Below are 26,732 nucleotides of genomic sequence, written 5' to 3'. Positions count from 1 at the left end.
ATGAAAGCATGGCTTTACGCTCGATTTTCATCAAGTCAGCAAGCGGATGGCGACAGTATAAACCGCCAGGTCAAAGCAGCCCAGCAATGGTGCGGTACAAACGGGGTCGAGCTTCAAGAGACGAGCTTTCGCGATCTAGGTGTCAGTGGTTGGAAGTCAATCAAGCGTCCGATGTTCGAGCAGCTAATCAAAGCTATGTCAGAGGGCAAGATTCCGCGTGGTAGCTATGTGCTGTTCGAGAGTACCGACCGTCTGAGTCGTCGGGGTTGGCGTCACACTCAAGAGCTTATACGCACAATCACATGCGTCTATGACTGCAAGTTAGTGATCCTCGACAAGGGACAGGTCTACACGAAAGAGAACGTGAATGATGTTGTTCAAAACATCTTGCTGATGGTCGCGGCAGACATGGCCGAGAAGGAGAGTCAGCGAAAATCAGATCTGGTTTCTGCGGCTTACAAGAGCAAGAGACAAGGTGGTGATGTGAGTCGCTGGCCTTTCTGGATAGACAAGACTGATCGCGGATTTGTTCTGAATGAGAATGCCGAGACTATCAGGCTGATTATCGCACTGCGATTGAAGGGGGTAGGGGCTCTGGGAATTGCGTCTGAGCTGAATAGACGAGGCATCAAGTCTTCTCGCGGTGGGAATTGGGGTCATACGTCGATCCGAGTGGTGCTGTCTAACAGTGCTTTGTATGGCACGAAAGACTTCTATTCAATGAAGACAATCAAGCAATACGACGACAACGGCGAAGAAATCAGAGTCACGGACAATCAGCTTGTTAGCAGTATGCCGGATGTTTTCCCTTCGCTATGTGATTTCACGACATGGCAGCAGATTCAAATCAAAGGTGAGAAGCCGGGTAGAAAGGGGCAATCAAGTCCGTTTCATAACATGCTTTTCTGCAAATGTGGTGCTGGGCTGTCAGTTCAACTTGGCTCTGCTGGCGAACGTTATCGGAAATGCTCAAGAGCGAAAGTAGGTGCCTGTGATCAAGTAGCTATTCGGAATTTTGATGAAACGCTCATAGATTGCTTGGGCCGCATCACGTATGAGAGTAGCGATACGCAAAAGGACGAACTGCCGGAACTACAGGCAAGGCTAGCGAAGCTAGAAGGCGTAAAAGATGCGCTTATGGCCGCGGGAGCTATGGATGCATTGGTTGACGTTTACAAAGACATAGCTAAGGCAAAAGATGCGGTTGCTAATGCACAGAAAATCGCCGTTGTTCCGACGACGCAGCTAAAAGAAGTTTTTTCTGGGACTGTTGATGAACAACGGGTCGCGTTGAAACGGGTTATTAATAGAGTCGTTGTTAACAGAAATGAAAATAATGCAAGTGTAAAAGTGTATCTAACGAACGGGCATATAAAAATATTTGGTTGGAATATTGGGGTTAAAAAGCAGTCTGGGGTGAATGAAATATCATCAATCACAGACACGAAATCGTTTTTAGATGAGCTTAAAATGCTCATTTCAGATGGTGACAATACTGTTTATTGTGACGATGAATAAATAGATTGGAGTAATAACCCTAAGTGAGTAGTATGCCGCGCTTTCAGGCTGCTAGAGAATAAAAATGAATAATGCAAAAGTCCACGATTTCAAAGATGAAAATTCAGCCTGCTTTGTTGTTAAAACAACGGCAGTAGTTGAAGGGGTGGATATATTAAATGGTAAAGAAGAAGTTCACATAACTGTTACCGGTAATACAATTCACATTGAAGCCGTAAGAATGGTAAACGATACCGATAGCAAAAAAGAACTGGTATTCGCTGCGTCAAATGGCCAGTTGATTGTCTGTGATATCCATGACGCGGAAGCAGAAAAACGAATGCTAGCCAAAACGATGGAAATGAAGATGGCGAAGAAGTATAAGCGTTAACAGTTAAAAGGCATTCGAAAGAGTGCCTTTTTGCTTTACAGAAACTTGGCTCCTGTTAGTATCCATATTGAAAAAGTCAAAGGAGTTTATCATGGAACAAAAAGTGTTAAGTGAAATGCTGATTACTAAAGATGATTTGGTTACTCATTTCTGCGAGTCAAACGATACGTTAGCTAACTTTCTCAGTACCGTAAATGAAGCTTACAAAGAAGCAGAAGCAACAAGAAACGCGAATCTGATTAAAAAGCTTGAATTGTTCGCTAAAGAAAACAATATGAGCTTGGATCAAGTAAAAGAGTTGTTTTCTCCTAAAGTGAAATCTGGTAAGGCAGAGAAGGGGAATGCAACTAAGTCAGCCCCAGAACGCGCTCTATACATTTACGAACTCAATGGTAAGACGTACGGCATCAAGCGCGGTTCTAAGGGAAAAGCGTCTGATGAAATGAGTCGAGCGATGGCTTCTGGTCAGACAAAAGAAGAAATGAAAGCTCGAGGTGAAGCCGCGTCAGAAGAAGTAAAAGCAAGAGTTGGCGAATCAACATCCCCCGTTGACATAACAGATCTTCCTGAGTCAGCGTGAATATAAACGAGTGAAAAGAAACCGACCATAGTGTCGGTTTTTGTTATATGTAATAAGATAATTCCGTTTAATTTCGAGGAAACGGGATTTAACGGGGTTATAGCCCGAGACGCTGAACAACTCGTTGGCATGTTGTGATGCTGAATTCTGATCCTCTAGCCGTCTTGATACCACGAGCATTCAGACTCTCGGCCATGCGCTTGAGTGTGTAGCCGTTGCGTCGCATTTCTTGAAACTCTGCTCTTAAACTCTCTGCTCTATCGTCTGCGGCTTTCTTGATGCCGTCTGTTTGAACGTTGTCACGAATACCGCCCAGTTTAACGCCACGCGCTTTGGCTGCTTGTAACGCTGCTTTGGTGCGTTGCGATATGAACTCCCGTTCTTGCTCTGCTAATGCAGCGTATAGATGAATCTGAAACTTATCAGCGAACGGCAGACAAGCAATCCGAACGTCCACCAGCTTGATGATATGAGCGACTGTTTCAACGTCACGACTTAGACGATCCACTTTGGCAACAAGTAGAGTTGCACCAGTTTGTTTGCACAGTTCGACGGCTGCTTTCAGAGTGGGACGATCAGTTAGACTGCCCTTGCCAGAACGAACGTCAATGAACGTTTCAAGCACTTCGGGATCAGTTGCATAGTGAGACAGAAACAAATCGGTGTCTCGTTGTTGTGCTTCTAATCCGAGCCCGCTTTCACCCTGTTTCTTAGTCGATACTCGGTGATAGATAACATATTTCATTGTCAAGTTAATCCGTTCTATTTCTTACTCAATAAGAACATGGTAACAGGAGGCCATAACGTTTCAACAAATGCCGAGAGACGTTTGATTTGTGTATGACGTATGAAATGTGTAAGAGTTGACAGGTAACGGCAGTCCTGTTTAGCGTTTTTCAGTGATAGGTGAGAGATAACGGCCGCATGGTAGCAACTAAATAACGGGTAACTAGAGTTATCTACCTCCATAGTAAGCAAAAAGCCGGATCAATATCGATCCGGCTTTTTTATTGGCTTTAATTTTGTCATTGTGTTTTCAAAAACGAGATTGTTAATCCAATCCCACTGATCTGCTTTCATAGTCTCGGTATAGCCGTCTTCAAACTCCGATTTTGAAACAACGATATTACGTCTACGTCCATACAGTTGTTTGCGTCTAGCGTGACATTTCTTTTCTAATTCAGCTGCCACGTTACCGTTATTGAACTCAGGAAAGTAGAGAATAGTCGGCGTGAAATAGGTGTTGTCCATTTGCTTTGTTATGCGAGACTCCCCCTTATTCGTGATCCCATATTTCAAAAACTCTTTATCGTGTTTATGCCAGTGAACAACGTAGAACACACCGGCTTTTTCTTTGTTATAGCCGCGTTCGGCACATTCAGGACAGCCAGTTCGGTGATTGATAAAGTTTAAAAACGTGGGTGTCCAGTTAGTGCCACAGTGACACTCAAGATATAGCCGTGAGCTTCTGTTTATATATCCATGTCCGACAAAGCCATGAAACTTAATGCCCAGCTCCGAACAGCGTTTAACAACTGGTGTTATTGGATCTTTATTTCTCTTCTGTTCGGATGATCTTCTAAGAGCACATTCCGGACAGCCACTACCCCTAAGCAAGTTGTTAACATTAGATGTCCACTCATGCCAATCTTTTTCACATAGCAGCCTAACTTTCTGTAAAGCGTTGATAATTGGCTCTTTGCTGATAACTTCATAATCGGCACTCTTTCTCTTTAATCGTAAACGATATTGACGATCATTCCAACGATAGTTGTTAGAACAAGCACACGGACACTGTCCCCTAACTAAATGACGTTGAGTTATTGTTTCTAAGTCAGGAAACATTTCACTATCAGCGTGACAAATCGAACAGTGGCAAGCGTAAAGATTATTGCCGCGTCTAGTTTTACCAGCTATCCCAACAACAGTTAAGACACCGTTTTTAGGTGTCTTAAACTCAGAGCCACAAAAGTCGTCATGTTCGTAATCTAGTTTCCAATCTTCTATGTTTTTCATTCTTAGCCAAAACAGATTTCGTCAATGCCGTTTAAGCGAACAGCCTCATGGTGTCCGCAGCACGGACATTTAACTGCCACGTCCATAACAAGATGTGGCATGTTATTCACAAACTCAAACATAGGTGTTATTTCCTCTGATGAAACATATTCATTCAGCTCAAGCAATTCCTCAAGTTTGATATCAATACCGACTTTCATTACCTGATTATTGAAATGCACTTCCTCAACGAGACGCCAGCATAGATCAAAGAAATCTGCCTCATTAGTGAGATCAAAGAAAGCTTGTTCAGTCTTGTTTGGATAGCGCATTTTAACGGAGATATTGCTATTCAGCTTAATCAACGTCTCTGGCTCACGGCTTAAAGCAACATTGTTCAAGTTACAGTCCACCTTGATATCTGTTCCGCACTCTTTACCGTCTATATCGTTCTTACACACAAACGAAACACTGATATTTGGATCAGTTCTTGCAAGCTTCCAGATCTCGAAACTAAGTTTTTCAAAGTCGAAAATAGTAAGGGTATCAATATTGATCTTTTCTTCTATACAGCTCTTAATGATTTCCGCCAAGAACTCTTCCGGCTCTTTCTTATTCTCCTTGGCATTCATGATGATCTTAATCTCTTTCATTAGCATAGGACGTACTGTCACTTTCTTGCCGTCTGAAAGGGTAACTACCTTTTTCTTAATCGATGCCATTAGCACCGCTTTTAAATCTTCTTTCATTTTATTTCTCCAGTTCAGGCTTATCCTTATCTCTATTTAACAAGCACTGAAAAAGTTTTGTTTTCAGACGGAAACAAAAAAGGCACCCGAAGGTGCCTAGTTTGATCGAATACCAGATATAGAAGTAATCAGACACACACGATTGTTAGTGGGCGGTATTCGATTTTTCCAAGGAGAATACAATAAAAGCTAGGAGTGAGTATCACTGTCACCGTATTCATATGATTATTTAGATGATCAAAAAAGCCACCCTGTGCGGTGGCTTTTTTACGATTCATTAAGAGGAGCCCTTGCTAAAGCCGTTTTAACTTATCGTCCGGAAACAACTATTGGAGTATTCATTTCACATAGCTATTTAGATGATCAAAAAAGCCGGTATTGAAAGTTAAAGTACCGGCTGGGTAAGAGTGAAGTGCTTATAAGATATCATGTGTCTGGTGGCAGTAAACATTGGAAAAGAAAAAAGCCGTGAACGATTAAGTACACGGCTTTAAAAATCTTTCGAAATGTCGCGGCAACAACATTTCGTTTCTCAATATAGGATACATATATTATATAGCTGGTGGCAGTAGAGTAAACAAATGCGAAACTATTTCATTGGAGAAGCGTGTGGCTATTGAGTCGCACTATAATAAAACAATACAGTCGCGCTCCGATTCGTAGCCAGTTCGCGAGTTTCGAAAAAGTTACTGTTATTTCCAAAAAGTTACTGTTATTTCGTGGTGCAGCTCAATAGGCACGCGACTTCCACGCTAATAATCCTAATAGGAGTCGTGGCTTGTTCGCGAGTAGAAAGGCTGTTTGTAAGTAGCGATACGAAAAAGGCAGATAACAAAACGAAGAAGACGCGCCAGCGTCGCGGCGTCAGCCGCTAACTCATTGCTACTTGAAGGTAAGTTATAGAAACGAGTAGCAAGGTAATAGTTCGCTACGCTCACAGACGCTGGCGCGTCTTGCGTTTATTTTAGATAGCGATTAAAGATCAATGATAGAAATACCGGAAACGAGCGTAGCGAGTTGTGGCGTAGCCACATAACATTGCTACTTGATAAGGTAAGTTATAGAAACGAGTACAGGGTGATAGTGAACTTCACTCCTCGCCTACGGCTCGTCGCTTGTTCACGGCGCCGAAGGCGCGAAAGATAACTTAGATCTTCATTATAGTATTATAAGAGATTTTATTTTATCTCTACCGACTACTTTCTGGCCATTCGTGAGACGCGCCAGCGTCGAACAATATTGCTACTTACCAGCTCTGCTCACCAGACCGTTTACGAATAAGCCTTATCACTGCTACCTGCCAGAAACGAGCTAGGACGAGCCACCAGCGATACTTACCTGCCTACGCTACTTGCCTACTCGTTGACACCCAGAAACGAGCCATGAGCGCGCCAGCGCGTCTGTAGCTACTCGTTTCGCCGGATCGTTGTAATAGCGTCTTTTTATTTCTCACTAAATAGCTATGTAAGCAGAGAGCACTGCTAATCGCTAATCAATACCTGGAGAAACAAAATGAACAATCAAACAATCGAAACTTCCAATCTACTTTCTGAAACACTGGCTTTTCTTGCGTCTAAGCCTTTTCATTATGGTGAAGAAGATATTTTCCAATTAACTGAGAGTGCCGAACGCGGCACTTTTCAAAAGCACGGTAACAGCTACTCACTGAATATCCGTGGTAAACAAGTCGAGCTAAAGCCACAGCCTGCTAAACGTATGTGGGATCGCTACTCAAAAAAGACTGAAACCGGAGTTAGTGAAGAACAAGCAAAAAAGATTGCTAAACGTCGCCAAGCACTTATTGACGCGCGTAAACTTTACAAGATCAACAAAGAAAAAGAACGAATGATAATTGCTTGTGGTGATTTCGTTGTTGGTAGTCAAGAGCTATATGTAATGATCTTTGAAACACCGACACACGGAAACGTTATGGCTATTCTACATATGGACTTTAGTAGCGGCGAAAGAGCTAAATCCCAAATTTTTTATTGCCAATTAGAAGCCATGCATAACTACGCTACTAGGCAAAACATTCAACTCGATAAACGATTGGATAAACGCGGCTCCGGTTCTAAAGAGAACGTTGGCCGTAAAAGTAAACAAGTTGACTGATAAAATAGAGTCTTTTTATTTATTTTTGATCACTAAATACATATGTAAGAAAGAGAGATATCGTTATCTCTCGCCACAATACAGATCGCTTTAGGGTGTGCTTTCATTCATACCGAAATCCTTAATGAGTTGTTTCGTGTTCATTGTTGCCGCGATGAACACACCCTAAAGCGATCTGACAACGCGGCAAACGTTGAGTGGTAATCAACTCTCATTATAGGAATAATAATAATGAATAACACTAAAGCCATGAAGGCTCATTTCAAAAACTTTACTCTTTTCGTTAACGCTAAACACAATGTTACCGAAGTAAGTGGTAAAAGTATCCATACACATTCTATTAACAGTGTTTCCGTTAAAAACAACGTAGACGGTGTTATTTCTAACTTAAAATCCAAACTCACAGAAAAACAAATTGGTAAGTTGCTGACTGCCGCTGACTACCCTATTCGTAAAGATGGCGTTGTTAACGCTTTTGGTAAAGCTATGCGTACTGCCGTTAAAAAAGTTTTTGACATGAACTTTATCCGCGACGCATACAGCCAGAATGCTACAGATCTAAAAGAAAAAGATTCTGCTTATGCGTTTGTTGATGCTACTGGCGGTATCGTAAAGATCTGGATTATCGATGTTGATTATAAAAATCAGTATGCAAACTGCTTTATTGACAGCGTTGTAGGCACCGTTACTTGCATTGTTTGTAAAGAAGAAAAAGACGCACGTTCTACTTGTGACATTTACCAAGAACTTATCTGTGATAATAATGGCAGAGAAGGCCGATCTAACCCATTCGCTAAAGGAAACAACATGACACACCACATTGAACACATGAACAAAATTGAAACTCGTGGCCGTAAAGCTCGCAAAGTTGAAGCAGTTATTACCGTTAACTCTACTTTGGAAGAAAACAACTCTGCTACTGTTGAGCATATCGAGAAATTTAACGAAGTTGTTGAGATCGTTAATGATCAACAAGCCGAGTTTGAAGCAATGAAAGCTAAACTGGCTGAGTTTGAAACTATGAAGGCCGAGCTTGCACAACTGAAAGCAGCTATGAACCCAACCCAAGAGTTGATTAAAGCTATGCAGCCGCGCACAGGAAGTATTTTCTCTCGTCCAGTCGCTACTGCAAAACAAGAAGCAATGTTAGATCTTGAAGCATTGAAAAACATTCCGTTTGATTTTGATAAAGAGATAGAGCGGCTATAAGCCGCTTATCATAGGAGAGATAACATGCCAATTAAACGAGAGGGTAACAAACAATCCGAATCATTCATTATTGATCACATTTCATTAGAAGCCGGAACGAAGTATTACCAGATTGAAGACATTTTAGAAAGTCTTACTATAACAGAAAGCCTAGACGGAATGATGATGGGCTCCCTAATTATCGGTAACAAAGTTGGATTCTTTGATCAACGCGACATTATGGGAAATGATAATATCTTGCGGATCAAAATGAAGTCCACCAGCAAGCACAAATCAGAAGGTAAGACATTTGAGCGAGTGTTTAGGGTTTACCACTATAGCGACACATTCAGCCACCAAAGCGCAACTGGCTACGCTCAATTGCTTTTCAAATCTATTGGTGCAGTGAATAACAATTTCAAGCGGGTATCAAAATCGTATAAAAACGTTGGTACTCATATCATTGTATCAGACATGCTTAAACTAATCGGCTATGAAGAAAAAGAAATGAATATTGAGCCGACAATGTATAACAGAGACATTGTTATTCCAAATATTACACCACTTGACGCAATCGATTTTCTCAAAAGTCATTCTGTTTCCGGCGAGACAAAGCATAAAGGGGACAGTGCTTTCTATATATTCGAGTCAAGAGATAAAGTTAACTTTGTCAGTCGTTCGGCGCTAATCAGCAAAGCCCCAATTGCCAAGTATGCTGTGGGATTAGACGCTACAGGCCAAAATCAAAACGTTGCTATCAGTTTCACATTAGATAGTGGATTTAACATTGAAAGCCAGGCAAGCGATGGTGCTTATGGGCTAACTGTTGTTTCTCATAGCCTGATAGATAAGAGCATTAATCATACCAAAATGACTCCAACGACGATTGACGGTGTTTATTCAAAGCTGAACGAGCAACCGGCTACTAACATTGAATACAGTCCTAGCAATCGGATAGTTATCGCGTCTGAGGATCAGATGTATAAGTTTCAAAACTTAGGTGCCAACGGTAACACGATTGCGATCAGGGAAATGAACAAGTCTAGGATTAAAGAGAAACGCGCTTTAATGCAGGTAGGTGCAGACTCAGATATGACGGTAGGGGAAGTGATCGATATTACATTCGATGGCAATGGTGGACAGTCTAAGAACAGTTCAAAGTGGCTTATCGGATCTGTTATTCACCAGATTACCAAGCAAGAATGGATCACCAATCTTGAGTTGTTCAGTGACGGCTCACCGCGCCCAATAGTGTCTGACGCTAAGCCTAAGCCGAAAGAAGAGAAGAAAGCCAAAGACAAGTGAAGCCACCAGCTGGTGGCTTTCTTTTACACCGTCTGAAAAATCGATTTTTCAGACTCACTAAATAGCTATGTAAGCAGAGAGCAACTGCTAATAGTTTTAACTCGGAGAAATAAAATGAACACATTGAAAAGCCATGTTTGGCACCCAGTAAAGAAACAGTTTGTTCCACTTATAGAATGGCTAGAAGATAGTATTACCGATGAACGCTTAACGCTGAAACAAGAGCCGCCTTTTGTTGTTCAACTAGGAGCACTATCATGCAAGAGATAATGACATACGGATTTGAATATCTGATCCAATCATTGCTTGCTGGCATGTTTTTAGTAATGCCGTTCTATCAACTATCTAAACTGGAGAAATAAAAATGACTACATACATTCTAACTGGTGCTTTTGGTGCCGCACTTTACATTCTCGGCTACATTAAAGGCCGTATGGATCAAAAGAAAGAACAGATCAAAATCGTTTCTAACTATGTTGGAGTTGGAGGTGATAAATGAGTGAAGAATACATTCCTTGGGTACTCGGCTTTATCGTTTTCGTAATCTATTCATTTGGACACTATCGCGGTGCCAAGTCTGAACGCAAAAAGCAAGATGAGTTATTAAAAAGCCTGACTATCAAAAAGCTTTCGGAGGAACAGAAATGAAAACAGCTAAACAACGAGTTTATTTCGGTGCATTCGTATTACCGGATATGAGCTTTTCAAACGCTTACATTATCGTGAGCGATAGAGTTAATCCAGCTACTATGTTGGAAGAACTCGAAGAACATACAGGACAGAAGTGGAAGCACCAGCCCAGTTATAACGAAGAACTAGACGCGAAGAACGAGAAGCAAAAAATCGCTATGCGTCGAATGGTAGCGCTGGTGGAAGTTCGTAACTCGATTGAAGAAGACGAGTTCCAATTCATTCGCTTTGACTGATAAAAAGCACTGAAAAAATCTCGTTTCAGACACACTAAATACATTTGTAATCAACAAAGAATGTATTGGGTTGTTTCGATTAGACATTAATAAAAAGCGTGGAAGTGGTTCTCCGCGCTTTATAAAACACTTCCGGTACATATTCCTCATATGTACGTGGATTAGTATGCGGGACTTCTCTGATTCTGGCAGAGATGTACCGGAAGCGTTTTGCTAAAGACTTTGTTATCCGCTTGCTCAAAATCGCCGGTAACAGGAGTGTGGATTCTGCACTTGTTCATGTGCTACTCCAGCTCCACATTATTCAATGAAAGCCAGTGTTTCTGGCTTTTATTTTGTACCGTCTGAAAAATCGATTTTTCAGACTCACTAAATACATTCAGAACAGATTCAGGAGAACACTATGTCCAGACAAGAAATCAATCAGAGATACTATGAAGCAAATCGCGAACGTATTCTAGAAAAAGCAAAACAACGTTATTCAGAGAAATCGGCTTTGAAAAGCTTTGCACAGTGGGAAGCAGATAGCGAAAACGCAATCAAAGCAGGCAACAGAGCCGCTTTTAATCGCATTACTACCGAGACAGTAAACAAGCTTGGACTTAATCGAGTTGATTTCGTCAAAGGCTACAGCCAATTCATGTTCAGCGGCATTCTGAAAGAGCAACAGACAATGCCTGAACTTTATCAGAATAAAGTGCTTTGGGCTCTGTTCATGCGCTTTCTGGCAAAGCTGGAAACATTCCAAGATGAACGAGTTAAGAAAACATTGGAACGTTATATTGCCGATTTGGGACTGACTACAAAAGAGCGTATCGCTAAAGCACAGGCCGTAATCGATAGCTATAAAAAGTAACTTGTCAACAGAGAGATAAGTTAGACACAGTTACGGCTTCTGTAAAAAGCCATAAACAAACTGGAGAAATAAAATGAATGAAGTTAAAGAAATTCAATATCGTGGCAACGTTAGCGACAAAGCCACCAAAGAAACAGATGCATACAAGTTTGTAAAAGAGTTGAGCGAAGCACTTGGCATTCCACTTATGAAAAGTGGCAACAAATCGGAAGCTCCGTTCTACTACATTCAAGAAAATGGACTAAGTGTGTTTACATTGCACCATAAAGTGTCAATCGTATATCAGCCAAGTGATGAATCGGAGGCGACTACCAATCAACTGTTCCCAAATAAAGATCTTAAACTGGCTATTCTGAGTGCTTATAAAGACGCACGTTTAGAGATCCAGAAAAGAAAGGAACAGTTTTAATGCCGTTGATGCCAAATAAAGGAAACGTAAATCCGAGCATTGAACGAGTTTTGAGAGAACTAACTAAAGTAGCTTTTGAAGCTGGATATGAAGATTTGGATTGGATTGAGAAATTGCAAAATCCAACCGGAATCATTCATGTGAATAAGATTCTTGGTATTACCAGAGCAGACTGTAATGCCGTCATACTCGATGAACTCACTATCATGGCTAATAAGATCCGAAGAGCACGGGATCTAAGGGATATGCAAAGCGCAAAATTTTAACGGGCTCCCAATGACGGGGGCCTTTTTTATAGGAAGAAGAAATGAAAATTGTAAAACAGTTAAGCCAGTCCCGTCATGGTGGCATTGTGTTCATTAACAGCGAAGCCGCAAGCCGTAAAGATATGACTTTAGCAATCGCTATCATGAGTAAAGATGAATCGGAACTGGCTGTTCTGCAATGTGTGGCACCGGAAGTTGATAAAATGAAAGCATTGGTAGCCGCTGGCTTTAAGCCGAGTTTCGCAAAGCTGCCAAGCGGTAACTACTTTGTTTGTCAGCAGTCTGCGGCAAAGAGCATTACCGAATCAGAAGTGTTTGATGTTGATAGCATGAACGAAGCCAATATTAGCACGGATCTACCGAATAACAGTGTTACAGACCCCGCACCAGTTAAGACAAAGCGTCCTGTTGTCTATAAGCGCAAAGTTGTTGGTATGTATAACGAAGCAACGGACGAGCTTGAAATTGATGAAGAATATCACATTGATGATCACGAATATCTATTACTTGAGCCGTGTGATGATACTCCCTATTGGGAAATCGAAGAAGACTTAGAACAGATCATGGCTATTGGCAAAAAGCCGGTGAAAGAGCCAGAGCGAGTAACAGAAGCGTGTGAAATGGCAATCGCTGCCAGCCAATTCCTTAACTATTAATTGGAGTAATAAATGAAGCCTTATTATCAAAGTGCCGTTGTTGCTATTGACGGCAAGACAAAGATTTATCAAACGTCTCGGGTGATCGAGATTTTTAAACTAGCTATCGAGCCGAAACATAACGCCTTTTACGGTAGCATTATTGGATCTGGTGACACTTGCACGGAAGAGCAAATAGATATTGCTACAGCAGCCCATGAAGCTACGGAGCAACGTAATGAGAAACAAGAGCAGATCAAGCGCAAGCAACAGGAAGAAAAGGATTTGATTCAGTCTTATAAAGAATCGCTAATCGACGTTCGCGATTGCTTGGTGAACAGTAACAACGGAAAAGTTTTCTTGTTGCCAGAAAATCATGGCCTCGTTGGCATGTATCAATCATTCCTCGATATCGAGATTTTGCCAGAAGCAGATTTTAACTTTATCGAAAAACATAGTAACCCGCTTATGGACACATTTGTTCTTGAGCCAGTATCACAGTTAACAGCTAGTCGGATTATGGAGTTAGAAGATGAACGCGAATAAAACAAGTTTTAATAGCCAGACAGCCTCCGATGCAGGTAAGAAAAGTGGTGAAGTGAGACGCCAGAACAAACTACTCCGCAACGCTTATCGTCATGCTTTCGCGGATCATGCGGACGCACTTGTAAGTGCTTTCGTTGGTGGCAGTAACGAGTTGCTCGGTGCAAAGATTCCGCAAGACATGCGCGGGCGTATCGTTGAGCAAGTGGTAACACAGACAGTCATTGCGGCAATGACTACCGCGATTAAGCAAGGCTTTGATATCGATATGCTACTTGCCAAATGTGACGCCAAAACGCTTGAATCGATGCCTCCTGAATCTGATGGCGGTAGCGAGTACATGACTCCCGTTGAACTCATGCGACGCGAAGGAACACAGTCAGAAGCGGCTAGTGCTATCTCTCAAGAAATCGAAGAGTTGATGCCTGAGATTAAGCCTGAACCTGAGACATTTGGCGATTGGTATAACGAGCTTTCAGAAGAAGATAAAAGAGATGTTATGTCGGAGTATTTTCATAACAGTCTTGACGAGTTGTTTAACTATTACGGAATGCCAATTGCAGATGTAATCAAACGATTCAATATCAAAATCGGGGTGTAATATGGCTACCACGTTTATGGAGAACGCTAAAAACGTTATCGGTAAGTTCATGCCAAAAGATGTCCAGAAACAAGACAACGGTATTCCAGTTATGACTTATCCAATATCAATGAAGAATCTGGACGGCACGTGGAAGACTGCGCCATGTTTGGCATTCACTTTTTTCAAAACTGGCAAGTTTACGCCGTCTGCTTTGCAGAAATCGGCTGAAACAATGTCGAAAATGAACTTTAAAACTGAAGGACTGCTTTTCATGCGTATGCCGGATAATGGCATAACTGACAATTTGCAATTTGATATTGCTGGTGCAGACGATGGCTTTCTAGAAGAGTTTTTACGTGGTGCTATTGGTGGCTATAACAGCGGTGGTATCGTTGGTGCAGTTAAAGGTGGTGTTCAAGCTGGTATTAACGAGTTTGATTTGAATCTATCTAAAAAGGGTGGGGCATACGCAACTAACTTGGGTTCAAATACCACTATTTCTTCAAACAAAGGTGTGCATGGCTTTAACGGTGTACAGCCTCGCAGTTGGACATTTATTTGGAGAATCACACCTAGAAACAATGCCGAGTTAAAAGAATATGGAGACATTGAAAAGTTTCTTCTTAAAGCCGCGAATATCAGTGTTGAGGGTAATCCCCAAAACTATACCGAGATGCGAATACCAATGATGGTGCGAGTTGAAGAACGAATACTTGGCACAAAAGAAGATGTAATCCGACACACAAACAGACTTGTTAGTGGCTGGTGTCATATTTCTAACTTGCGCATTTCGTCAGTAGGTGAAAACGGACATGCCACTTTTGCTGGAACTGCTGGTGACGCGCTTACCCGAGATCTTGAAATCACACTTAAAGAGATTACATTGCCTACAGCACAGCTTTTCGAGAATGCAAATAAAGACGGAAGCTGGAAACATTTGGATATCAATGGTTCAGACATTTTTGGAGATAACTAATGGCGTTTTATGACAGCTTAATCAACGGTGCTAAAGAGTTAGCGCCGTTTGATAACATAACAGATAAAATAAAAACAGGTGTTGTTAATGCTGTTGATTCGGCATTAGCGGCAGATGAGTTTACAACTCCTGATTACGCTCGTTTCATGCGAGTAGTTGAAACTCAGGATCTAGCTCGTTCTAACATGTTCTTAGTTCGCTTTCAGGATTTCAGAAGCGCTATTAACTTTGACGGAATTATTGGGCCTGCTGGGAAGATTATGAATGACGTGAGCAATGCAGACGGATTTATGGGAATGGGGAAAGCGTTATTTGGTGGCATAAGTAACAATGTTAACTGGCACCGAGCGCAAGATATTGCCTATAATCAGGCGAGGAAATATATTCCTAATGTTACTAATGCAATCGGCATTCTTGATCCAACGCTTGTTAGAATGATCCCAGGTGCGGGAGAGTTTTTAGACGGACTACTTGATACAAACTATGATCCGAATAAAGACTTAGCGATTATGGTGAAGAACGTCAATCTTCCAGGTACTAGCTTTGATATTCAGAAAAACACTTATAATAGAAAGCCATTTGTTGAAGTTCAGGGAAGAAGTTTCAGTAATTTGAAAATGACTTTTTATTGTACTCCCAGCTATCAAGAACGAGAGTGGTTTTTGCGGTGGATGCGTGACATTCATGATCCGAATACAAACACCTTTGGGTTTCATGATACATATGCCAAAATGATTGATGTTGCGGTATTAGATAGAAGAGGTGATGTTCGAACAATTGTTCATTGTGACGGATGTGTTCCTATCAACGTTAGCGATGTTCAATTGGATTTTGAAAGCAATAATCAGATCGCTACTTTCGAAGTGGAGTTTGCGTTGAGCACTGTTACTCAAGCGAAGTATAACGGCAAGTCAGGCAATGTTATTAGTAACATTGAAAGCGTGGTAAACAGGAGTAAAGCTATGCTGAAAGCATTTAAGTAATAGCCGCATGTTGCGACTATAAGAGGAGGCAGTAATGCCATAGGGTAAGTATGAGTGAAGTAAATGAGTCCATGATTCTTATGGGCGATAATAACAATAATAATACCAATAAGATCAATGTGTTCGGTATGTCAATACAAACGGCTATTTTGGTCGGTGCTCTACTGTTAAACATTGGAGTAACGTGGAACAGGATTGATGAAACGAATACGTTATCAAGAGAGCTGGCTGCTAAAGTTCAGGTGCTTGAAACGAAAGTGGCTCAACAAGACACACTGATTCAAACGATTGTGCCTCGTATGGAGAAGATCGATGGTAATATCGAGAAGCTTACAGATAGTATTATCGGACTTAGTGGAAGAATTGGATCGAAGTAAGTAAAAGCGACTTATCATTTTTGGTGAGTCGCTTTTTTATTGGTAATACTTATTGCCTTACGGCAAAGTGCTAACGCACAAATTCATTATACTATTCGGTAACATACCGATAAACATTAATGATCAAATAAAATGTCGCGTTAGCGACTGCGAAGCTAACTCATTGATATATAATAAGAAGACAATTTAGATTCTCATATAAGATATATAAGAGATTTTATTTTATCTTTGTTCAATAAGTGAGCGGCTATGCCGCAGTCTGACGACTATCTACGGAGACGAAGCAGGAAGCGATCTCACGCATTACTACCTGAACATGACATGACGTACTGCTATACCTTGAGAAATGCGGCCTAGAGCGTCCCATCGCTTGTGTGAGCTGACGTGTGATCTCAGGTGTGATCTAAATAAGTTCACACGTCAGCTCACACCGGAGATCACACTATGAACTTGAACGAACATGCTATCCAGATTGCACAGCAAACAAGCAAAGACAGAGGTAACTGCTATAAAGCGTTGAAGACTTTGCTTGCCAAGATTGACAATGAACATATTGAAAGCCTGAGTTATAACTCGGACTTTAGCCACGTTACACTAAACGGAGTCGATTTCTTTCAGGATGCTAGAAAGCATTGGAAACAGAAAGACGTTCACCTGCTAATTCCTGCCCAAGTGGTAGTTGAGAATAAAAAGTTAAGTGCTATATCAGTTAAACAAGACGATCAAAGTATCGCACTGGCCGCCTCAATGATGAGTTTTACCACTGAGAGTACAAAGCCTGTTGAAACACCTGAGCCATACTATATCGGTGATCGCATTCATACAGCCAGCGGTATAGACGGCACAAAGTATTACGAAGGTGGTATTCTTGTTGAACATGCACCAGATAGTTGTGTAGACGAGCCAACTGTTATTGATACTAAATCGTGTGTGTCTGATATCGAAAGTTATAAAGCAAAGCTAATCAGTTTGTACCTGTCTAACGGCTATTCACAATATGATGCCGAGGTATCAGCAAACGCACAAATGAATGCTTTTGCGACTAAGCATGATCCTGATATTACTGGCACGTATGAACAGGTATCGGATGACAGTTTTTTATTCAACGGTAAAGAAACAGTTCTTTTTGATGAAGAGACGCAGGAATTCCAGATGTAAAAAAGCCGGATCAAATGATCCGGCTTTTTTTATTCCATAATGACACGACTCAAGGAAGTATAACGACTGCTATTAGCCAGTTTATTCCAATCAGTTTCGACTACTTTGCCACCGTCCACGCTATCAAGATCGATTGCCGATAGAGCATAGCGAACATTAGCGCCATAAGACGGCTGCATGTTCAACATTTCGCGAGTGAATAGCATTGTGATGTCCTGTTCTTCTTCCACCAGCGGACTGTAATACAGCGAGCAGGGCGTTAGACGTTCGTCGGAAGCACAGCCAACAAGCATATAATCAGCCGGTGTTTTTACGTCAACAACGATATCAAGATCTAGGCCGTCGATTACATTACCTGTTACTTGTCCACTGGCTTTTAGTTGTGCCTCAACTTTCGGTGTGCAAAGTAAAAATGTAGGCGTAGCATTGTTCTTTTTGATATCTGCTACAAGTTCAGCGGCTTTGATTATCAGTTCACGGCCCCGATAGTATGAAGTTTCATAGTTAATCAGGCTCAAATCTTTTTCTTTCTTGGCTAATGAAATCAGTTTGAGAATGATCTCACTGTTTACTTGTTCAGATACCACATTTCCGATTACGTTATAAACAACGTCTTTACTGTCCTTAAACTGAGACTCCAAGTCCTGTAGCATTTCCATAGAAGCGTCAAAACGAATCAATCTTGATCCGACTTTAGTTCGCCACCGACTAATCTCAATATCGCTTTCTTGAATAACTGCTTGTTCAGGCATTTCATTCAGAACACGTACTTTTCCAGCAAGTAGCATACTCCACACACTAGACATATCCGTATTTTCAGAACTGAACGGCACAAGTGCCTCAACAACAATACCGCTTGCGTCTTTGATCTTATCACCCGTCATAAAAGTAGCATTTGGTGCTAAATCAATTGCACCTTCAATATGTTCTTGCATATGCACAACAAACGGATCTTTACCTGCTACTTTCTGCTTGATGCCAAATACAGTAGCAATTGGCTGAGTTGTTGGCTGTTCACATACCAGCTTTTTATAAATCTTACTACTTACTTTTGCGGAGATAGACACCAGCTCGTCTCGTCCAGTTTCAATATCCACGCTTTCTTTTACCAGCTTATCTAGGTATTTCATTTCTTTTTCTCCGTAGTTATTAGCTTATTTAACAAACACTGAAAACAATACTTTTTCAGACAGTAAATAATCGGTGGGAGACGTCCCGTAACTATTTCCTAGGGAACAAGAAATGAAAGAGTCAGTTAATAAAGTTCGTCCGAAAGACGACAGATTAGAAGACAATACCGCAGCATTAGAGCTAGTGGCAGAAACGAGCGAGGAGTTAAAAAACTCGGTAGAAAAGAACACTCTTACTACCGATCGAAATACCGAGCGTATGCAGCAATTGGAGAAACGATTGGCTGATATGAACATGCCTGTTCACCGATTCTCAGAAGACAAGCCAGAGCAAGTACAGAGTGTTCGGAGTGTAATTGAGCCGACTAATGCACCAGTTTCAAATCCCGATACACCGATCAATAAGCCTGAGTTAGGTGAAAAACAGCCGAAGATTGAGCCGAAGATTAAGAGAAAAGAAGACTCTTTTGGAATGTCGATTGCTAATGCAGGTAAGACATTTGCTGCCTCCGTTTATCAAGCTGGTGCTGATTTCGGTAAGAGCATGACGGATCAAATCGGCTCAGAACTACTTCCGTTCTATAGCGATATGAAAGCAGCCGCGAGCAAAGTTACTGGTGGTGCTATTGAAGCAGGCAAGATAGTTAAGTCCCGTTTTGAACGAAAGGCAGAAGAGAAGAAAGAAAAGCGGACTGGTATTATTCCACAAGCTGCTATTGAGAAAACAGAAAAGCTTGAGAAGGTAAAAGAGCTGAGAGAAAAGATTGTTGAAAGAAAGCGGGAACATGCAGATCATAAACTTTATAAAAAAGTCGATGATATTCACGATCTAATGAGAAACATGATGATCGTGAACTTGTTGAAGTCGCTTGTTCCTGACTTTGGATCATTCGGCGGTGCAATTGGCAGATTTGCAGGCATGTTTGCTAAAGGTGGATTAATCACCGCTTTCTTTCTAGGTATGAAGAACTGGGCCGTTAAGTTCGGTGAAGCGTCATTAAAGGGGATCAAATCGGCCTTTACAAGTATCACGTCCGGTATCAAAGAAACATTCACAAAAACAGTTGATTCAATAAAAGACGGCTGGAAGAAGATGTTCCCTGATAAGCCGAAAGTCGAAACAGCCAGTCCGAAATCAAAAGCGAAAATCAATCCTGCTGAAACGAAAAAACCGGTATTAGACAAAGACGGTAAACCGGTGTTAGATAAAGACGGTAAGCCGAAGTTTGAAACAAAAGCAGTTAATACCGTTGAACGGAATGTTGAAAAGAGTTCATTCGAAAAGATGACGACTAAAGCAGTCGTGGCAGAGGGTGGTGAAGTAGCAGCCGAGAAGGTGGGCAAAGATCAATTGCTTAAACGAATGGCTTCTAAAGCGGGTGGAAGAGTCGTTGCTGGTGCTGCTGGCGGGCCAGTTGGTGAGATCGTCGCGGCTTTGTTGTTAGTGAAAGACGCTATTGAACTTGGGTTCGATATGCTCGGTATCAAACTTGATCCAGCGAAGTGGATAGACGAGAAATTGGGAACTGATAGCGAAGCCGCAGGACGAGCTGGACTAGGTAAGCCACTTGAGTTTAAAGCCGCTAATCCATACGAAAGTAAGAAACTAGAAGAAATCGAACAACAAGCAAAGCAAGCAGTGGCAGAAGCAAAAGAAAGAGACATGCAAAAGCAGGCCGCTATGGTAGGGCAAACAGTTGGAAACAGTGTGAATACAACTAATGTTGTCAATAAAGGTAACAGTTCACCGACACCTTCTCCGTTCCCAACAACAGCTACAATTTCAGCTATGTCGCAAGCATTCAATGGTGCTTTTAAACGGAATTGATAAGTGAAAAGGCCAGCATCATGCTGGCCTTTTTTATTTCGAGTCCTTTTTATCTTTCAAGAGCAGACATTCATCAATTGATATGGCATAGACTTGATAAGAGTTCCAACGAGACACCCGCTTTAGATCCTGACACTCTACATAATTTTCAGATTTAGCATTTAACTTCATTTTAGTGGCAAAGGTTAAGACAGGTGCTATGGCGAAAATAACAATCAAAACGCCGCGTTGAAAAATCTTATCTGGATTTCCAACCTTTGCTAAAGACATTAATACATGAATGATCAACACAGAACCAACTAAAGGAGCACAGTAAGACGCCCAAATGTTGGCAATGCCACTAATCCGAAATGACTCAGCACCATTAGATAATGTTGCGTGCAAATCCTCTGATACCTGTTCAAAACCGAACCAGATAAAAGCTACCGCAATGATTAGTCTGACGAAATGGATCATTCAACCAACCTTTTAAGCGAGTTGCCGATTTCATCTGAGAATCCATAACGTTCGTCTAATGCGTCAAGCTCACGTCCCATGAAGAAGGAACCAAACGCAAACAGTGCGCCAGTTGCCAAAATCCCTGATACAGGTAGTGTCGCAACGACTAGAGACATGGTTACAAGTGTCGTCATACCTTTGATAATGTCGCCAGAGCTATTGCCCACGAACTCGGCTAAAGTCGCTTCATCACGCAAGATGTAATCAGCAGCATTGACCCCGACAGCAAAGGCCACCTCGATCCCCGCATTTACCTTGACCCATCGAGCCGCCCCTTTGACATCATTCAAACCAATACCGATTTGAACTACTCGTGGATTACTCGCCTTCCATTTGTTCCCTTTCATCAAGGTCTGAGCATGACGGCGATAGTTCTTGATGATCACATAATCGATACCCTTGATGTTCTTGGTGTAAGACATAACACCAAATCCACCTAGTCCTTTAGCTGTCTGTGCCGCTGTTTTAACGCCGTCTACCAAGTCGTGGTAGCTCTTAGTCGTACCGACTGCATCTTTGCCACCCATCTCGGTATAAAGCGTCTGTAGCAGCTCTTTAGCTTCTTCCAGTGACAAGACAGCAATATCAGTTGGTGCTGTTGTGTATACGACCTCTAGCGTTTTGCCCTGGGCGAAGTCATAGGGAGGCCAATAGGCATTCTTAGCAGGGATTTCTACAGGAGCAGCAGGTTGTTGCATTGGTGCAGCTGCCGATCTTGCTGCTGGTGCTTGATCCCCAATCACTACAGTTCCAGAGCCGATGATCACACCGCCACAATCAACAGCACCGCCAGTTAATGCAGCGGGTTTTCCATTGATAAAGACAGTAGAAGAACCTGATGCAATCGATCTGGGATGCGGTGGGTTGTTTGGTTTGTCATGTGGGGCGAGGGGATCACCAACACGGGCAGCGGGGATACCGTCTATGAATACATCCGGCGAACCAGCAATGATGGCAGTGGGATGAAACCCATCATGATCTGTCCCAATATCCCCAACTTTCGCGGCTTTCTTGCTCAAACCGTGCTCCTTGTTATCGATGATAAAGCAGGCAAAAAGGGCACTTTATCATCAATGCACCAATCGAGACCATAAAAACGATTTCTGAAAGCGGCAGTCTGTGACGCCTTGATAGACAACAAAGTTACATGGGGATCAATTGGATCAAGATCAATTGCTATTGAGATTTTAAACAGAAGGACTTGAAAAGGGCTTTTTTGCACAATATATTGTAGTTAGTCTCACGACTAGCACTATATGTAGTGTTCATTGCAGACCCAACACAAGGTTGATTGATTATGACAAACAAGAAGCAAACCTCACCCTCTGTAGCCAGCCAAGCGGCTCAGGTTTTGAACGATCCTCACGCATCTGATATCCAGAAATCCTTTGCAGGCTCTGTACTTGCTCAGGCTCGAACTGGTAAGCAGCCCAGCGCTGAAATGGAAGCGAAAGCGGGGGCGGCGCTACAAAGCGACAAGTACAGTGACCTGACTAAGACCTTTGCTGGGTCTATCGTTTCGCAGAGCGATAAAGATCGTTGATTGAAAAGGGGCTCTTTAGAGCCCCATCTTGTTGAGGTCAGAAATGTCTGAGTATAAATTAACGAAGGCGATAATTGAGCTTTCGGTCGCAAATCAGTGGGCTTCTGCAAAGCAGGAATGGTCTCTTGACCAAGTATACGAAGTAGACGAGCCCATGACTTGTCTATGTGGTCATTTCCCTATTATTGAAATTTGCTCTATCAAAAATAAGATCAATGGCATTTGTGCAGATGTTGGAAACTGTTGTGTGAAGAAGTTCATGGAACTACCTTCAGACAAGATTTTTCAGGCTGTAAAACGTGTGCGGAAAGATTCAACTAAGTCACTTAATGAGGTGGCTATTGAACATGGTTACTCAAAGCGCTGGATCACTGAATGGGAAAAAGACTTTTACTTGGATGTCATGAATAAGCGCAAGTTAACAGAAAAGCAGCTTACTAAAAAGAAAGAAATAAATGAACTGTTTGCATTGAAAATGAAAAAATCTGTTTAATAAAGCGAGATAACTATGAAAAATGACTATTCGAGACAAGTTACATTACTCTGCCCAGTGTGTGGAAACTCTCAGTTCGCGACGATATCGGATAGCCGTTATAGTTGCTCCGACTGTCAAGCTGAGTTTGATAAAGAATCACTGATATCTCAAAATACGGAGTCTACTGAGGCAATGGTCGAAGACCTTAAAAAAGAGCTTCTTGCTGATATAGAAAAAGATTTCAAAAAAATATTAAAAGGATTTAAATAATGTCACTTACTGATGCTATCGCTCTTTTAGCATTAATTCTTTCTGCATACTCGATATACAAGACCATTGAGTTTAATCGACGCCAGAATGAATTTGCCAATACCACAGATCATTTGAACAAACTTTTATTGCGAAAAGAAAAGGATGACGCTGTTAGTGCTATCAGTGCAGATCTTAATGCTCGTGTTGTCAAAATAGGCAACGGACATCGTTTGAAGATCTATAATAAAGGTAAATCAGCAGCTAAAAATATTAGGTTAACGTGTCCTACTGTGAGGGAGTTTTCGATCATAGATGATGCATTGCCTCTAGATGTAATCCACCCAGGTGGGAACTTTGATCTGCTCGTTGCAACATCAATGGGAGCACCATCTGCTGTTACAATCAAGTTGATCTGGGACGATGAAAGAGGCCGTGATCGTGTAGTCGAGACAACTGTCTCACCTTATGGGTCATAATCTATCAATGCCTCATTTCTGAAAGATACGTTTCTGGACGGACTTCCATCTTTCTGGCATCCTCATCTGATGCTTTCAAGCTGTGATGAGGATCTCTGTGAATATCGATCAGTACGCTATTGAGAGAAAAAAAGCTGCATTAGAGGCCGGAGTGCCTGTCTTACCGGAACACTACGACGGGGTCACAAAGCAAAAAATTCTATCTGTTTTGGCTCGAATAGACCAAGGTAAAGAAAATATTATTGACGCTGTTTTTGCCATGTTATGTGACGAACCTCATTGGTCTAAGTCAGCAGCGAAACAAGGTTATAAGTTTAGAGATGGTGCAACGACGGCACAAATCGGTGCTCATATCGGTATCTTGCAGCGTGGGCGCGATATTAAGTTAGATCGTGAGGGGAGAGATTATTGGCTCAAACCCCTATGGCAGATTGGTGCAGTCCAAAAAGTGACTTATGAATCTGCTTTGAAGTCTTTTCAATATGGACATAAGCCGAAGTCTAGCGCGTGTGGTTATCGGTTGGCCGATGACTTCATTGATATCTTAAAGTCTAGCGATGGAGAGTGGCAGCGTAAGTTAGATGAATGGGTAAGTGAAGATAAGTGTCGTGAGCGTTTAGCCTTTCAAGCAGAGCAAGTTGGTGATGGTTTTCAAACTGATCACAGTAACTTGATTGAAGCTAGTTACCGCGTCTATGCAAAGCGTTTCCTTCGAGGATATCAGGTTGTATACATAGATGACGGCGATGGAGATCGGATCTCTCAGGAACAGCTTGAGACGTTAGAGAAAGCAGGTTTAGCGATCACGTTAGAGGATTCTATGCCTGATGTTTTGTTATGGAAGCCAGAAGATGATTCTTTATGGGTAATCGAGGCAGTTACAAGCGATGGCGAAGTTGATCTTCATAAAATGGAATCGCTAAAGGCCTTTGCTGTCAGAAATAAAAAGTCTTCTATAGGTTTCACTACTACTTATCCTACATGGAAAAAGGTATATGAAAGACAGAGTAAAAATAAAAACCTCGCTGTCGGATCATATCTTTGGATTCTCGAAGATGCTTCAAAAAACATCTTCATAGGAGGGTAAAAAAAAGCGGCTAGAAGCCGCTTTTTTTACATGCTTTTTTCTAAAAGGTCATCGAAGTTCTGAGAACTGCCTTCAATTAAAGATGCACCCATAGTTATCAATGTCTCACAACTTGGGTAACGCAGGCTTCTTAGATCGGTAGCGTTTACTTGGGTATGGCCATTGAATTGTCTAAAGTATTGATCTACAACACCGCTATTCAGATATGCAAGTAGGCCTTTCGCTAAGTTAGTATCTAAAGGATTTCCACCTTTATGAAAATAGTTTGTTTTATTTTCAAATCCGACATAGGCAGTTTTTGCGATCTTATCTGTATATAAGGATGCAACGACTCTTCTATTTTCTTCTTTAGCTGTAAGGCGTTTTGTTAAAACATATGTCCCATTGGGAACCATCAGAGACATAGTTGAATCATTTAAAGCGATAGCATTTGGCTTTTTACTATCAGAAATCGGGAATTCGATCGCTGAGTTATTGAAGTGCATAGGGTAGATCAATGGTACTGAATCACTGTCCAATTCCATTCTAAGGTTTTCTTTAGTTCTGAAATCTACAACCTTACCTGTGCTTACTTGTATTTCAAGGTCATCCAATGAACATGGCATGTTACCGATGAACTTCGCTATTTCAGCTTCATCATCGCTTGTCACGATATGAATGAACCGTTCAGGGTTCTCTGGCTGTACAACTTCATCAAAAGAAGCGGTTCTGACTCTAATGTTATCATCATCAGCACAAGAACTTGACGAGATATCAACGCTCTGTTGCGGTTGACCTTTTTTAATGTGAAAAATCACATTTTCTTGAAGAACTTTATCACCTTTGAATGCTTTGTTTCTGCTGTCAAAGACGTGAATTTTGCAAAGTGCGTTGCCATCTAAAAGCACTCGCCTGAAATCTTTAAAGTATGGGCCATTACAAAAACTTCTTGGCGTAATCGCAACCAGCTCTCCACCATCGTCCAAAAGCATTAATGCCAAGCTCACAAAGCATGAGTAGAGATTTCCTGTCTCAACACCAACATTTCGCAATGCCGCTCTTTCGTCACTATTTGCAGCAATTTTGAGGTACGGGGGGTTGAGGATCGCTTTGTTAAATTTAGGCGTATCCTGTCCTCGTGATCTTGCATTGATTATGCTCACCGCAGCAGAGATAAAGTCTTCTTTATGAATTAGCCAATCCAGTTCTACGTTTTGATTTTGACAATCACTAGCACATTCAGAGATAGAAAGCTTTTGATGTTCAACTAAAACGTCTTCAATTTCCCAAGCATGTGTGGTAATTGAAGACGGTTGAAATTTTTCGATAGCACGTTCGATCAGCGCGGCACTAAGTGAGCCGACGCCAGCTCCAGCGTCTAAGACGTGTAGCTCACCATCTAGGTTAGAAAACATCGATGCCAGAAGACGAGCCACGGAGGCAGGGGTCATGAACTGCCCTTTCTCTCCTCTAGTAGACTCGTCGAGTAGGGGATTCGCTTTAAGTCGGATATCATCGACTCGATTGGATAGTGATTCGGCTGAGATTGATGTGGACTGGTGACGATTTGGCATCGAACTAAGAAACCTGTATGGATAGACAGTGTCGCACTTTCTACACTATTTTCCTCTAAATGGCGAATGATTCGAGAGGTGAGATCCTTCTCGCGTATTATTGACAATGTAACTTGTTCATATGCCAGCCCGGTTTGACCTCGGGGTGGATCTCGCGCAGCAGCAACGCCAGTTCAGGCTCGCATTTGAGGTTGATGGTGAGCGGCTCGGCCTGCCAATCCACCAGCGCGAACATCTTGCCCGCGATGCGGTAGACCAGGATCTCCGGGCCAAACGGGGTATCTTCGGTGGCGCCCGGCAGGGTCAGCAGAAAGTGGCGCAAACGGGTCAAATCCATGGAAAGTTCTCGCGCAAGGGGTGA

The 26,732-nt window shown here is 41.9% G+C and carries 31 protein-coding genes and 2 pseudogenes; 25 read left to right on the top strand and 8 right to left on the bottom strand.

The annotated features are described in order from the left end of the window. The 3 genes from AB5Y99_RS00470 (at position 1) to AB5Y99_RS00460 (ending at position 2,468) form a co-directional block, all read left to right on the top strand. Positions 1-1,518, top strand: a complete 1,518-nt coding sequence (locus AB5Y99_RS00470; protein WP_368208360.1) for a recombinase family protein — start codon at positions 1-3, stop codon at positions 1,516-1,518. Positions 1,519-1,582: 64 nt separating this feature from the next. Further along, positions 1,583-1,888 (top strand): hypothetical protein, encoded by a 306-nt coding sequence (locus AB5Y99_RS00465; protein WP_368208358.1) that lies wholly within the window; start codon positions 1,583-1,585, stop codon positions 1,886-1,888. 91 nt (positions 1,889-1,979) lie between these two features. Continuing rightward, a complete protein-coding gene (locus AB5Y99_RS00460; protein WP_368208356.1) occupies positions 1,980-2,468 on the top strand; it encodes a hypothetical protein in 489 nt (162 codons plus the stop codon). A gap of 97 nt (positions 2,469-2,565) precedes the next feature. Here the strand turns inward: AB5Y99_RS00460 and AB5Y99_RS00455 are convergent, their stop codons facing one another. The 3 genes from AB5Y99_RS00455 to AB5Y99_RS00445 form a co-directional block, all read right to left on the bottom strand. Then, positions 2,566-3,213 carry a recombinase family protein gene (locus AB5Y99_RS00455; RefSeq protein ID WP_368208354.1) on the bottom strand — a complete coding sequence of 216 codons (648 nt, stop codon included), beginning with the start codon at positions 3,211-3,213 and terminating at the stop codon, positions 2,566-2,568. A gap of 242 nt (positions 3,214-3,455) precedes the next feature. Next, positions 3,456-4,484, bottom strand: coding sequence for a hypothetical protein (locus AB5Y99_RS00450; RefSeq protein WP_368208352.1), 1,029 nt, complete (start codon positions 4,482-4,484; stop codon positions 3,456-3,458). A gap of 2 nt (positions 4,485-4,486) precedes the next feature. Then, entirely contained in the window at positions 4,487-5,212 is a 726-nt protein-coding gene (locus tag AB5Y99_RS00445) for a hypothetical protein (RefSeq protein ID WP_368208351.1), read from the bottom strand. Between the two features lie 1,512 nt (positions 5,213-6,724). On the opposite strand from AB5Y99_RS00445, the gene AB5Y99_RS00440 reads away from it, so the two are divergent. From AB5Y99_RS00440 to AB5Y99_RS00365, 16 genes are all read left to right on the top strand, one after another. After that, positions 6,725-7,324, top strand: a complete 600-nt coding sequence (locus AB5Y99_RS00440; protein WP_368208349.1) for a hypothetical protein — start codon at positions 6,725-6,727, stop codon at positions 7,322-7,324. 231 nt (positions 7,325-7,555) lie between these two features. Next, the gene (locus AB5Y99_RS00435; RefSeq protein WP_368208348.1) at positions 7,556-8,533 is read left to right on the top strand and encodes a hypothetical protein; all 978 of its coding nucleotides are present in this window, start codon (positions 7,556-7,558) and stop codon (positions 8,531-8,533) included. Positions 8,534-8,557: 24 nt separating this feature from the next. Then, entirely contained in the window at positions 8,558-9,817 is a 1,260-nt protein-coding gene (locus AB5Y99_RS00430; RefSeq protein ID WP_179903680.1) for a hypothetical protein, read from the top strand. A gap of 364 nt (positions 9,818-10,181) precedes the next feature. Beyond that, positions 10,182-10,316 (top strand): hypothetical protein, encoded by a 135-nt coding sequence (locus AB5Y99_RS00425; protein ID WP_265324551.1) that lies wholly within the window; start codon positions 10,182-10,184, stop codon positions 10,314-10,316. Further along, complete coding sequence (locus tag AB5Y99_RS00420) at positions 10,313-10,465, top strand: hypothetical protein (RefSeq protein WP_179903681.1); 153 nt, start codon at positions 10,313-10,315, stop codon at positions 10,463-10,465. The genes AB5Y99_RS00425 and AB5Y99_RS00420 overlap by 4 nt, the downstream gene beginning before the upstream one ends. After that, positions 10,462-10,743, top strand: coding sequence for a hypothetical protein (locus AB5Y99_RS00415; protein WP_368208345.1), 282 nt, complete (start codon positions 10,462-10,464; stop codon positions 10,741-10,743). The genes AB5Y99_RS00420 and AB5Y99_RS00415 overlap by 4 nt, the downstream gene beginning before the upstream one ends. Before the next feature lie 403 nt (positions 10,744-11,146). Then, positions 11,147-11,599, top strand: a complete 453-nt coding sequence (locus AB5Y99_RS00410) for a hypothetical protein (protein WP_368208343.1) — start codon at positions 11,147-11,149, stop codon at positions 11,597-11,599. Between the two features lie 73 nt (positions 11,600-11,672). Further along, the gene (locus AB5Y99_RS00405) at positions 11,673-12,008 is read left to right on the top strand and encodes a hypothetical protein (RefSeq protein WP_368208341.1); all 336 of its coding nucleotides are present in this window, start codon (positions 11,673-11,675) and stop codon (positions 12,006-12,008) included. Next, positions 12,008-12,274: a hypothetical protein gene (locus AB5Y99_RS00400; RefSeq protein ID WP_368208339.1), complete on the top strand. Its 267-nt coding sequence runs from the start codon at positions 12,008-12,010 to the stop codon at positions 12,272-12,274. The genes AB5Y99_RS00405 and AB5Y99_RS00400 overlap by 1 nt, the downstream gene beginning before the upstream one ends. A 41-nt stretch (positions 12,275-12,315) precedes the next feature. Then, positions 12,316-12,930, top strand: coding sequence for a hypothetical protein (locus AB5Y99_RS00395; RefSeq protein ID WP_368208338.1), 615 nt, complete (start codon positions 12,316-12,318; stop codon positions 12,928-12,930). Positions 12,931-12,942: 12 nt separating this feature from the next. After that, positions 12,943-13,455, top strand: coding sequence for a hypothetical protein (locus AB5Y99_RS00390; protein WP_368208336.1), 513 nt, complete (start codon positions 12,943-12,945; stop codon positions 13,453-13,455). Continuing rightward, positions 13,442-14,053: a hypothetical protein gene (locus AB5Y99_RS00385; protein ID WP_368208335.1), complete on the top strand. Its 612-nt coding sequence runs from the start codon at positions 13,442-13,444 to the stop codon at positions 14,051-14,053. The genes AB5Y99_RS00390 and AB5Y99_RS00385 overlap by 14 nt, the downstream gene beginning before the upstream one ends. Position 14,054: 1 nt before the next feature. Continuing rightward, positions 14,055-15,011 (top strand): hypothetical protein, encoded by a 957-nt coding sequence (locus AB5Y99_RS00380; protein ID WP_368208333.1) that lies wholly within the window; start codon positions 14,055-14,057, stop codon positions 15,009-15,011. Then, positions 15,011-15,994, top strand: coding sequence for a hypothetical protein (locus AB5Y99_RS00375; protein ID WP_368208331.1), 984 nt, complete (start codon positions 15,011-15,013; stop codon positions 15,992-15,994). Before AB5Y99_RS00380 ends, AB5Y99_RS00375 begins: the two co-directional genes overlap by 1 nt. 50 nt (positions 15,995-16,044) lie before the next feature. Continuing rightward, positions 16,045-16,371, top strand: coding sequence for a hypothetical protein (locus AB5Y99_RS00370; protein WP_241280587.1), 327 nt, complete (start codon positions 16,045-16,047; stop codon positions 16,369-16,371). Between the two features lie 444 nt (positions 16,372-16,815). Next, the gene (locus AB5Y99_RS00365) at positions 16,816-17,529 is read left to right on the top strand and encodes a hypothetical protein (protein ID WP_368208329.1); all 714 of its coding nucleotides are present in this window, start codon (positions 16,816-16,818) and stop codon (positions 17,527-17,529) included. A 29-nt stretch (positions 17,530-17,558) separates the two neighbouring features. Here the strand turns inward: AB5Y99_RS00365 and AB5Y99_RS00360 are convergent, their stop codons facing one another. Continuing rightward, positions 17,559-18,659: a hypothetical protein gene (locus tag AB5Y99_RS00360; RefSeq protein ID WP_368208328.1), complete on the bottom strand. Its 1,101-nt coding sequence runs from the start codon at positions 18,657-18,659 to the stop codon at positions 17,559-17,561. A 112-nt stretch (positions 18,660-18,771) separates the two neighbouring features. On the opposite strand from AB5Y99_RS00360, the gene AB5Y99_RS00355 reads away from it, so the two are divergent. Continuing rightward, a complete protein-coding gene (locus tag AB5Y99_RS00355) occupies positions 18,772-20,487 on the top strand; it encodes a hypothetical protein (RefSeq protein ID WP_368208326.1) in 1,716 nt (571 codons plus the stop codon). Between the two features lie 33 nt (positions 20,488-20,520). Here the strand turns inward: AB5Y99_RS00355 and AB5Y99_RS00350 are convergent, their stop codons facing one another. Beyond that, positions 20,521-20,943: a DUF1420 family protein gene (locus AB5Y99_RS00350; RefSeq protein ID WP_179903695.1), complete on the bottom strand. Its 423-nt coding sequence runs from the start codon at positions 20,941-20,943 to the stop codon at positions 20,521-20,523. A gap of 776 nt (positions 20,944-21,719) precedes the next feature. Then, positions 21,720-22,004 (bottom strand): annotated as a pseudogene (locus AB5Y99_RS00345) (type VI secretion system PAAR protein); the annotation flags it as partial. Positions 22,005-22,282: 278 nt separating this feature from the next. Here AB5Y99_RS00345 and AB5Y99_RS00340 point away from each other — a divergent pair. The 5 genes from AB5Y99_RS00340 to AB5Y99_RS00320 all read left to right on the top strand — a co-directional run bounded on the left by AB5Y99_RS00340 (position 22,283) and on the right by AB5Y99_RS00320 (position 24,818). Beyond that, complete coding sequence (locus AB5Y99_RS00340) at positions 22,283-22,528, top strand: hypothetical protein (RefSeq protein WP_235675050.1); 246 nt, start codon at positions 22,283-22,285, stop codon at positions 22,526-22,528. Between the two features lie 43 nt (positions 22,529-22,571). Then, entirely contained in the window at positions 22,572-23,021 is a 450-nt protein-coding gene (locus tag AB5Y99_RS00335; protein ID WP_179903696.1) for a hypothetical protein, read from the top strand. 15 nt (positions 23,022-23,036) lie between these two features. Beyond that, positions 23,037-23,273: a hypothetical protein gene (locus AB5Y99_RS00330; RefSeq protein WP_179903697.1), complete on the top strand. Its 237-nt coding sequence runs from the start codon at positions 23,037-23,039 to the stop codon at positions 23,271-23,273. Continuing rightward, positions 23,273-23,731 carry a hypothetical protein gene (locus AB5Y99_RS00325; protein WP_179903698.1) on the top strand — a complete coding sequence of 153 codons (459 nt, stop codon included), beginning with the start codon at positions 23,273-23,275 and terminating at the stop codon, positions 23,729-23,731. Before AB5Y99_RS00330 ends, AB5Y99_RS00325 begins: the two co-directional genes overlap by 1 nt. Before the next feature lie 97 nt (positions 23,732-23,828). After that, complete coding sequence (locus AB5Y99_RS00320) at positions 23,829-24,818, top strand: BsuBI/PstI family type II restriction endonuclease (protein WP_179903699.1); 990 nt, start codon at positions 23,829-23,831, stop codon at positions 24,816-24,818. Between the two features lie 26 nt (positions 24,819-24,844). Here the strand turns inward: AB5Y99_RS00320 and AB5Y99_RS00315 are convergent, their stop codons facing one another. After that, on the bottom strand, positions 24,845-26,371 hold the full coding sequence (locus tag AB5Y99_RS00315) for an Eco57I restriction-modification methylase domain-containing protein (RefSeq protein ID WP_368208323.1): 1,527 nt from the start codon (positions 26,369-26,371) through the stop codon (positions 24,845-24,847). 112 nt (positions 26,372-26,483) lie between these two features. Beyond that, a pseudogene (locus AB5Y99_RS00310) lies at positions 26,484-26,708 on the bottom strand (MmcQ/YjbR family DNA-binding protein); the annotation flags it as partial. Positions 26,709-26,732: the final 24 nt, after the last annotated feature.

This window comes from Aeromonas sp. R4-2, assembly GCF_040908295.1.
GTDB classification, from domain to species: domain Bacteria; phylum Pseudomonadota; class Gammaproteobacteria; order Enterobacterales; family Aeromonadaceae; genus Aeromonas; species Aeromonas veronii.
This window is presented reverse-complemented; position numbering and strand designations above follow the sequence as displayed.

What these genes read in the sequence shown, in the direction of transcription:
- AB5Y99_RS00330 (WP_179903697.1), top strand. Translation starts at nt 23,037, where the DNA reads ATGAAAAATGACTATTCGAGACAAGTTACATTACTCTGCCCAGTGTGT.
- AB5Y99_RS00470 (WP_368208360.1), top strand. Translation starts at nt 1, where the DNA reads ATGAAAGCATGGCTTTACGCTCGATTTTCATCAAGTCAGCAAGCGGAT.
- AB5Y99_RS00465 (WP_368208358.1), top strand. Translation starts at nt 1,583, where the DNA reads ATGAATAATGCAAAAGTCCACGATTTCAAAGATGAAAATTCAGCCTGC.
- AB5Y99_RS00415 (WP_368208345.1), top strand. Translation starts at nt 10,462, where the DNA reads ATGAAAACAGCTAAACAACGAGTTTATTTCGGTGCATTCGTATTACCG.
- AB5Y99_RS00420 (WP_179903681.1), top strand. Translation starts at nt 10,313, where the DNA reads ATGAGTGAAGAATACATTCCTTGGGTACTCGGCTTTATCGTTTTCGTA.
- AB5Y99_RS00445 (WP_368208351.1), bottom strand. Translation starts at nt 5,212, where the DNA reads ATGAAAGAAGATTTAAAAGCGGTGCTAATGGCATCGATTAAGAAAAAG.
- AB5Y99_RS00375 (WP_368208331.1), top strand. Translation starts at nt 15,011, where the DNA reads ATGGCGTTTTATGACAGCTTAATCAACGGTGCTAAAGAGTTAGCGCCG.
- AB5Y99_RS00365 (WP_368208329.1), top strand. Translation starts at nt 16,816, where the DNA reads ATGAACTTGAACGAACATGCTATCCAGATTGCACAGCAAACAAGCAAA.
- AB5Y99_RS00455 (WP_368208354.1), bottom strand. Translation starts at nt 3,213, where the DNA reads ATGAAATATGTTATCTATCACCGAGTATCGACTAAGAAACAGGGTGAA.
- AB5Y99_RS00380 (WP_368208333.1), top strand. Translation starts at nt 14,055, where the DNA reads ATGGCTACCACGTTTATGGAGAACGCTAAAAACGTTATCGGTAAGTTC.
- AB5Y99_RS00450 (WP_368208352.1), bottom strand. Translation starts at nt 4,484, where the DNA reads ATGAAAAACATAGAAGATTGGAAACTAGATTACGAACATGACGACTTT.
- AB5Y99_RS00335 (WP_179903696.1), top strand. Translation starts at nt 22,572, where the DNA reads ATGTCTGAGTATAAATTAACGAAGGCGATAATTGAGCTTTCGGTCGCA.
- AB5Y99_RS00370 (WP_241280587.1), top strand. Translation starts at nt 16,045, where the DNA reads ATGAGTGAAGTAAATGAGTCCATGATTCTTATGGGCGATAATAACAAT.
- AB5Y99_RS00385 (WP_368208335.1), top strand. Translation starts at nt 13,442, where the DNA reads ATGAACGCGAATAAAACAAGTTTTAATAGCCAGACAGCCTCCGATGCA.
- AB5Y99_RS00440 (WP_368208349.1), top strand. Translation starts at nt 6,725, where the DNA reads ATGAACAATCAAACAATCGAAACTTCCAATCTACTTTCTGAAACACTG.
- AB5Y99_RS00430 (WP_179903680.1), top strand. Translation starts at nt 8,558, where the DNA reads ATGCCAATTAAACGAGAGGGTAACAAACAATCCGAATCATTCATTATT.
- AB5Y99_RS00390 (WP_368208336.1), top strand. Translation starts at nt 12,943, where the DNA reads ATGAAGCCTTATTATCAAAGTGCCGTTGTTGCTATTGACGGCAAGACA.
- AB5Y99_RS00435 (WP_368208348.1), top strand. Translation starts at nt 7,556, where the DNA reads ATGAATAACACTAAAGCCATGAAGGCTCATTTCAAAAACTTTACTCTT.
- AB5Y99_RS00340 (WP_235675050.1), top strand. Translation starts at nt 22,283, where the DNA reads ATGACAAACAAGAAGCAAACCTCACCCTCTGTAGCCAGCCAAGCGGCT.
- AB5Y99_RS00325 (WP_179903698.1), top strand. Translation starts at nt 23,273, where the DNA reads ATGTCACTTACTGATGCTATCGCTCTTTTAGCATTAATTCTTTCTGCA.
- AB5Y99_RS00400 (WP_368208339.1), top strand. Translation starts at nt 12,008, where the DNA reads ATGCCGTTGATGCCAAATAAAGGAAACGTAAATCCGAGCATTGAACGA.
- AB5Y99_RS00360 (WP_368208328.1), bottom strand. Translation starts at nt 18,659, where the DNA reads ATGAAATACCTAGATAAGCTGGTAAAAGAAAGCGTGGATATTGAAACT.
- AB5Y99_RS00350 (WP_179903695.1), bottom strand. Translation starts at nt 20,943, where the DNA reads ATGATCCATTTCGTCAGACTAATCATTGCGGTAGCTTTTATCTGGTTC.
- AB5Y99_RS00405 (WP_368208341.1), top strand. Translation starts at nt 11,673, where the DNA reads ATGAATGAAGTTAAAGAAATTCAATATCGTGGCAACGTTAGCGACAAA.
- AB5Y99_RS00460 (WP_368208356.1), top strand. Translation starts at nt 1,980, where the DNA reads ATGGAACAAAAAGTGTTAAGTGAAATGCTGATTACTAAAGATGATTTG.
- AB5Y99_RS00425 (WP_265324551.1), top strand. Translation starts at nt 10,182, where the DNA reads ATGACTACATACATTCTAACTGGTGCTTTTGGTGCCGCACTTTACATT.
- AB5Y99_RS00355 (WP_368208326.1), top strand. Translation starts at nt 18,772, where the DNA reads ATGAAAGAGTCAGTTAATAAAGTTCGTCCGAAAGACGACAGATTAGAA.
- AB5Y99_RS00410 (WP_368208343.1), top strand. Translation starts at nt 11,147, where the DNA reads ATGTCCAGACAAGAAATCAATCAGAGATACTATGAAGCAAATCGCGAA.
- AB5Y99_RS00315 (WP_368208323.1), bottom strand. Translation starts at nt 26,371, where the DNA reads ATGCCAAATCGTCACCAGTCCACATCAATCTCAGCCGAATCACTATCC.
- AB5Y99_RS00395 (WP_368208338.1), top strand. Translation starts at nt 12,316, where the DNA reads ATGAAAATTGTAAAACAGTTAAGCCAGTCCCGTCATGGTGGCATTGTG.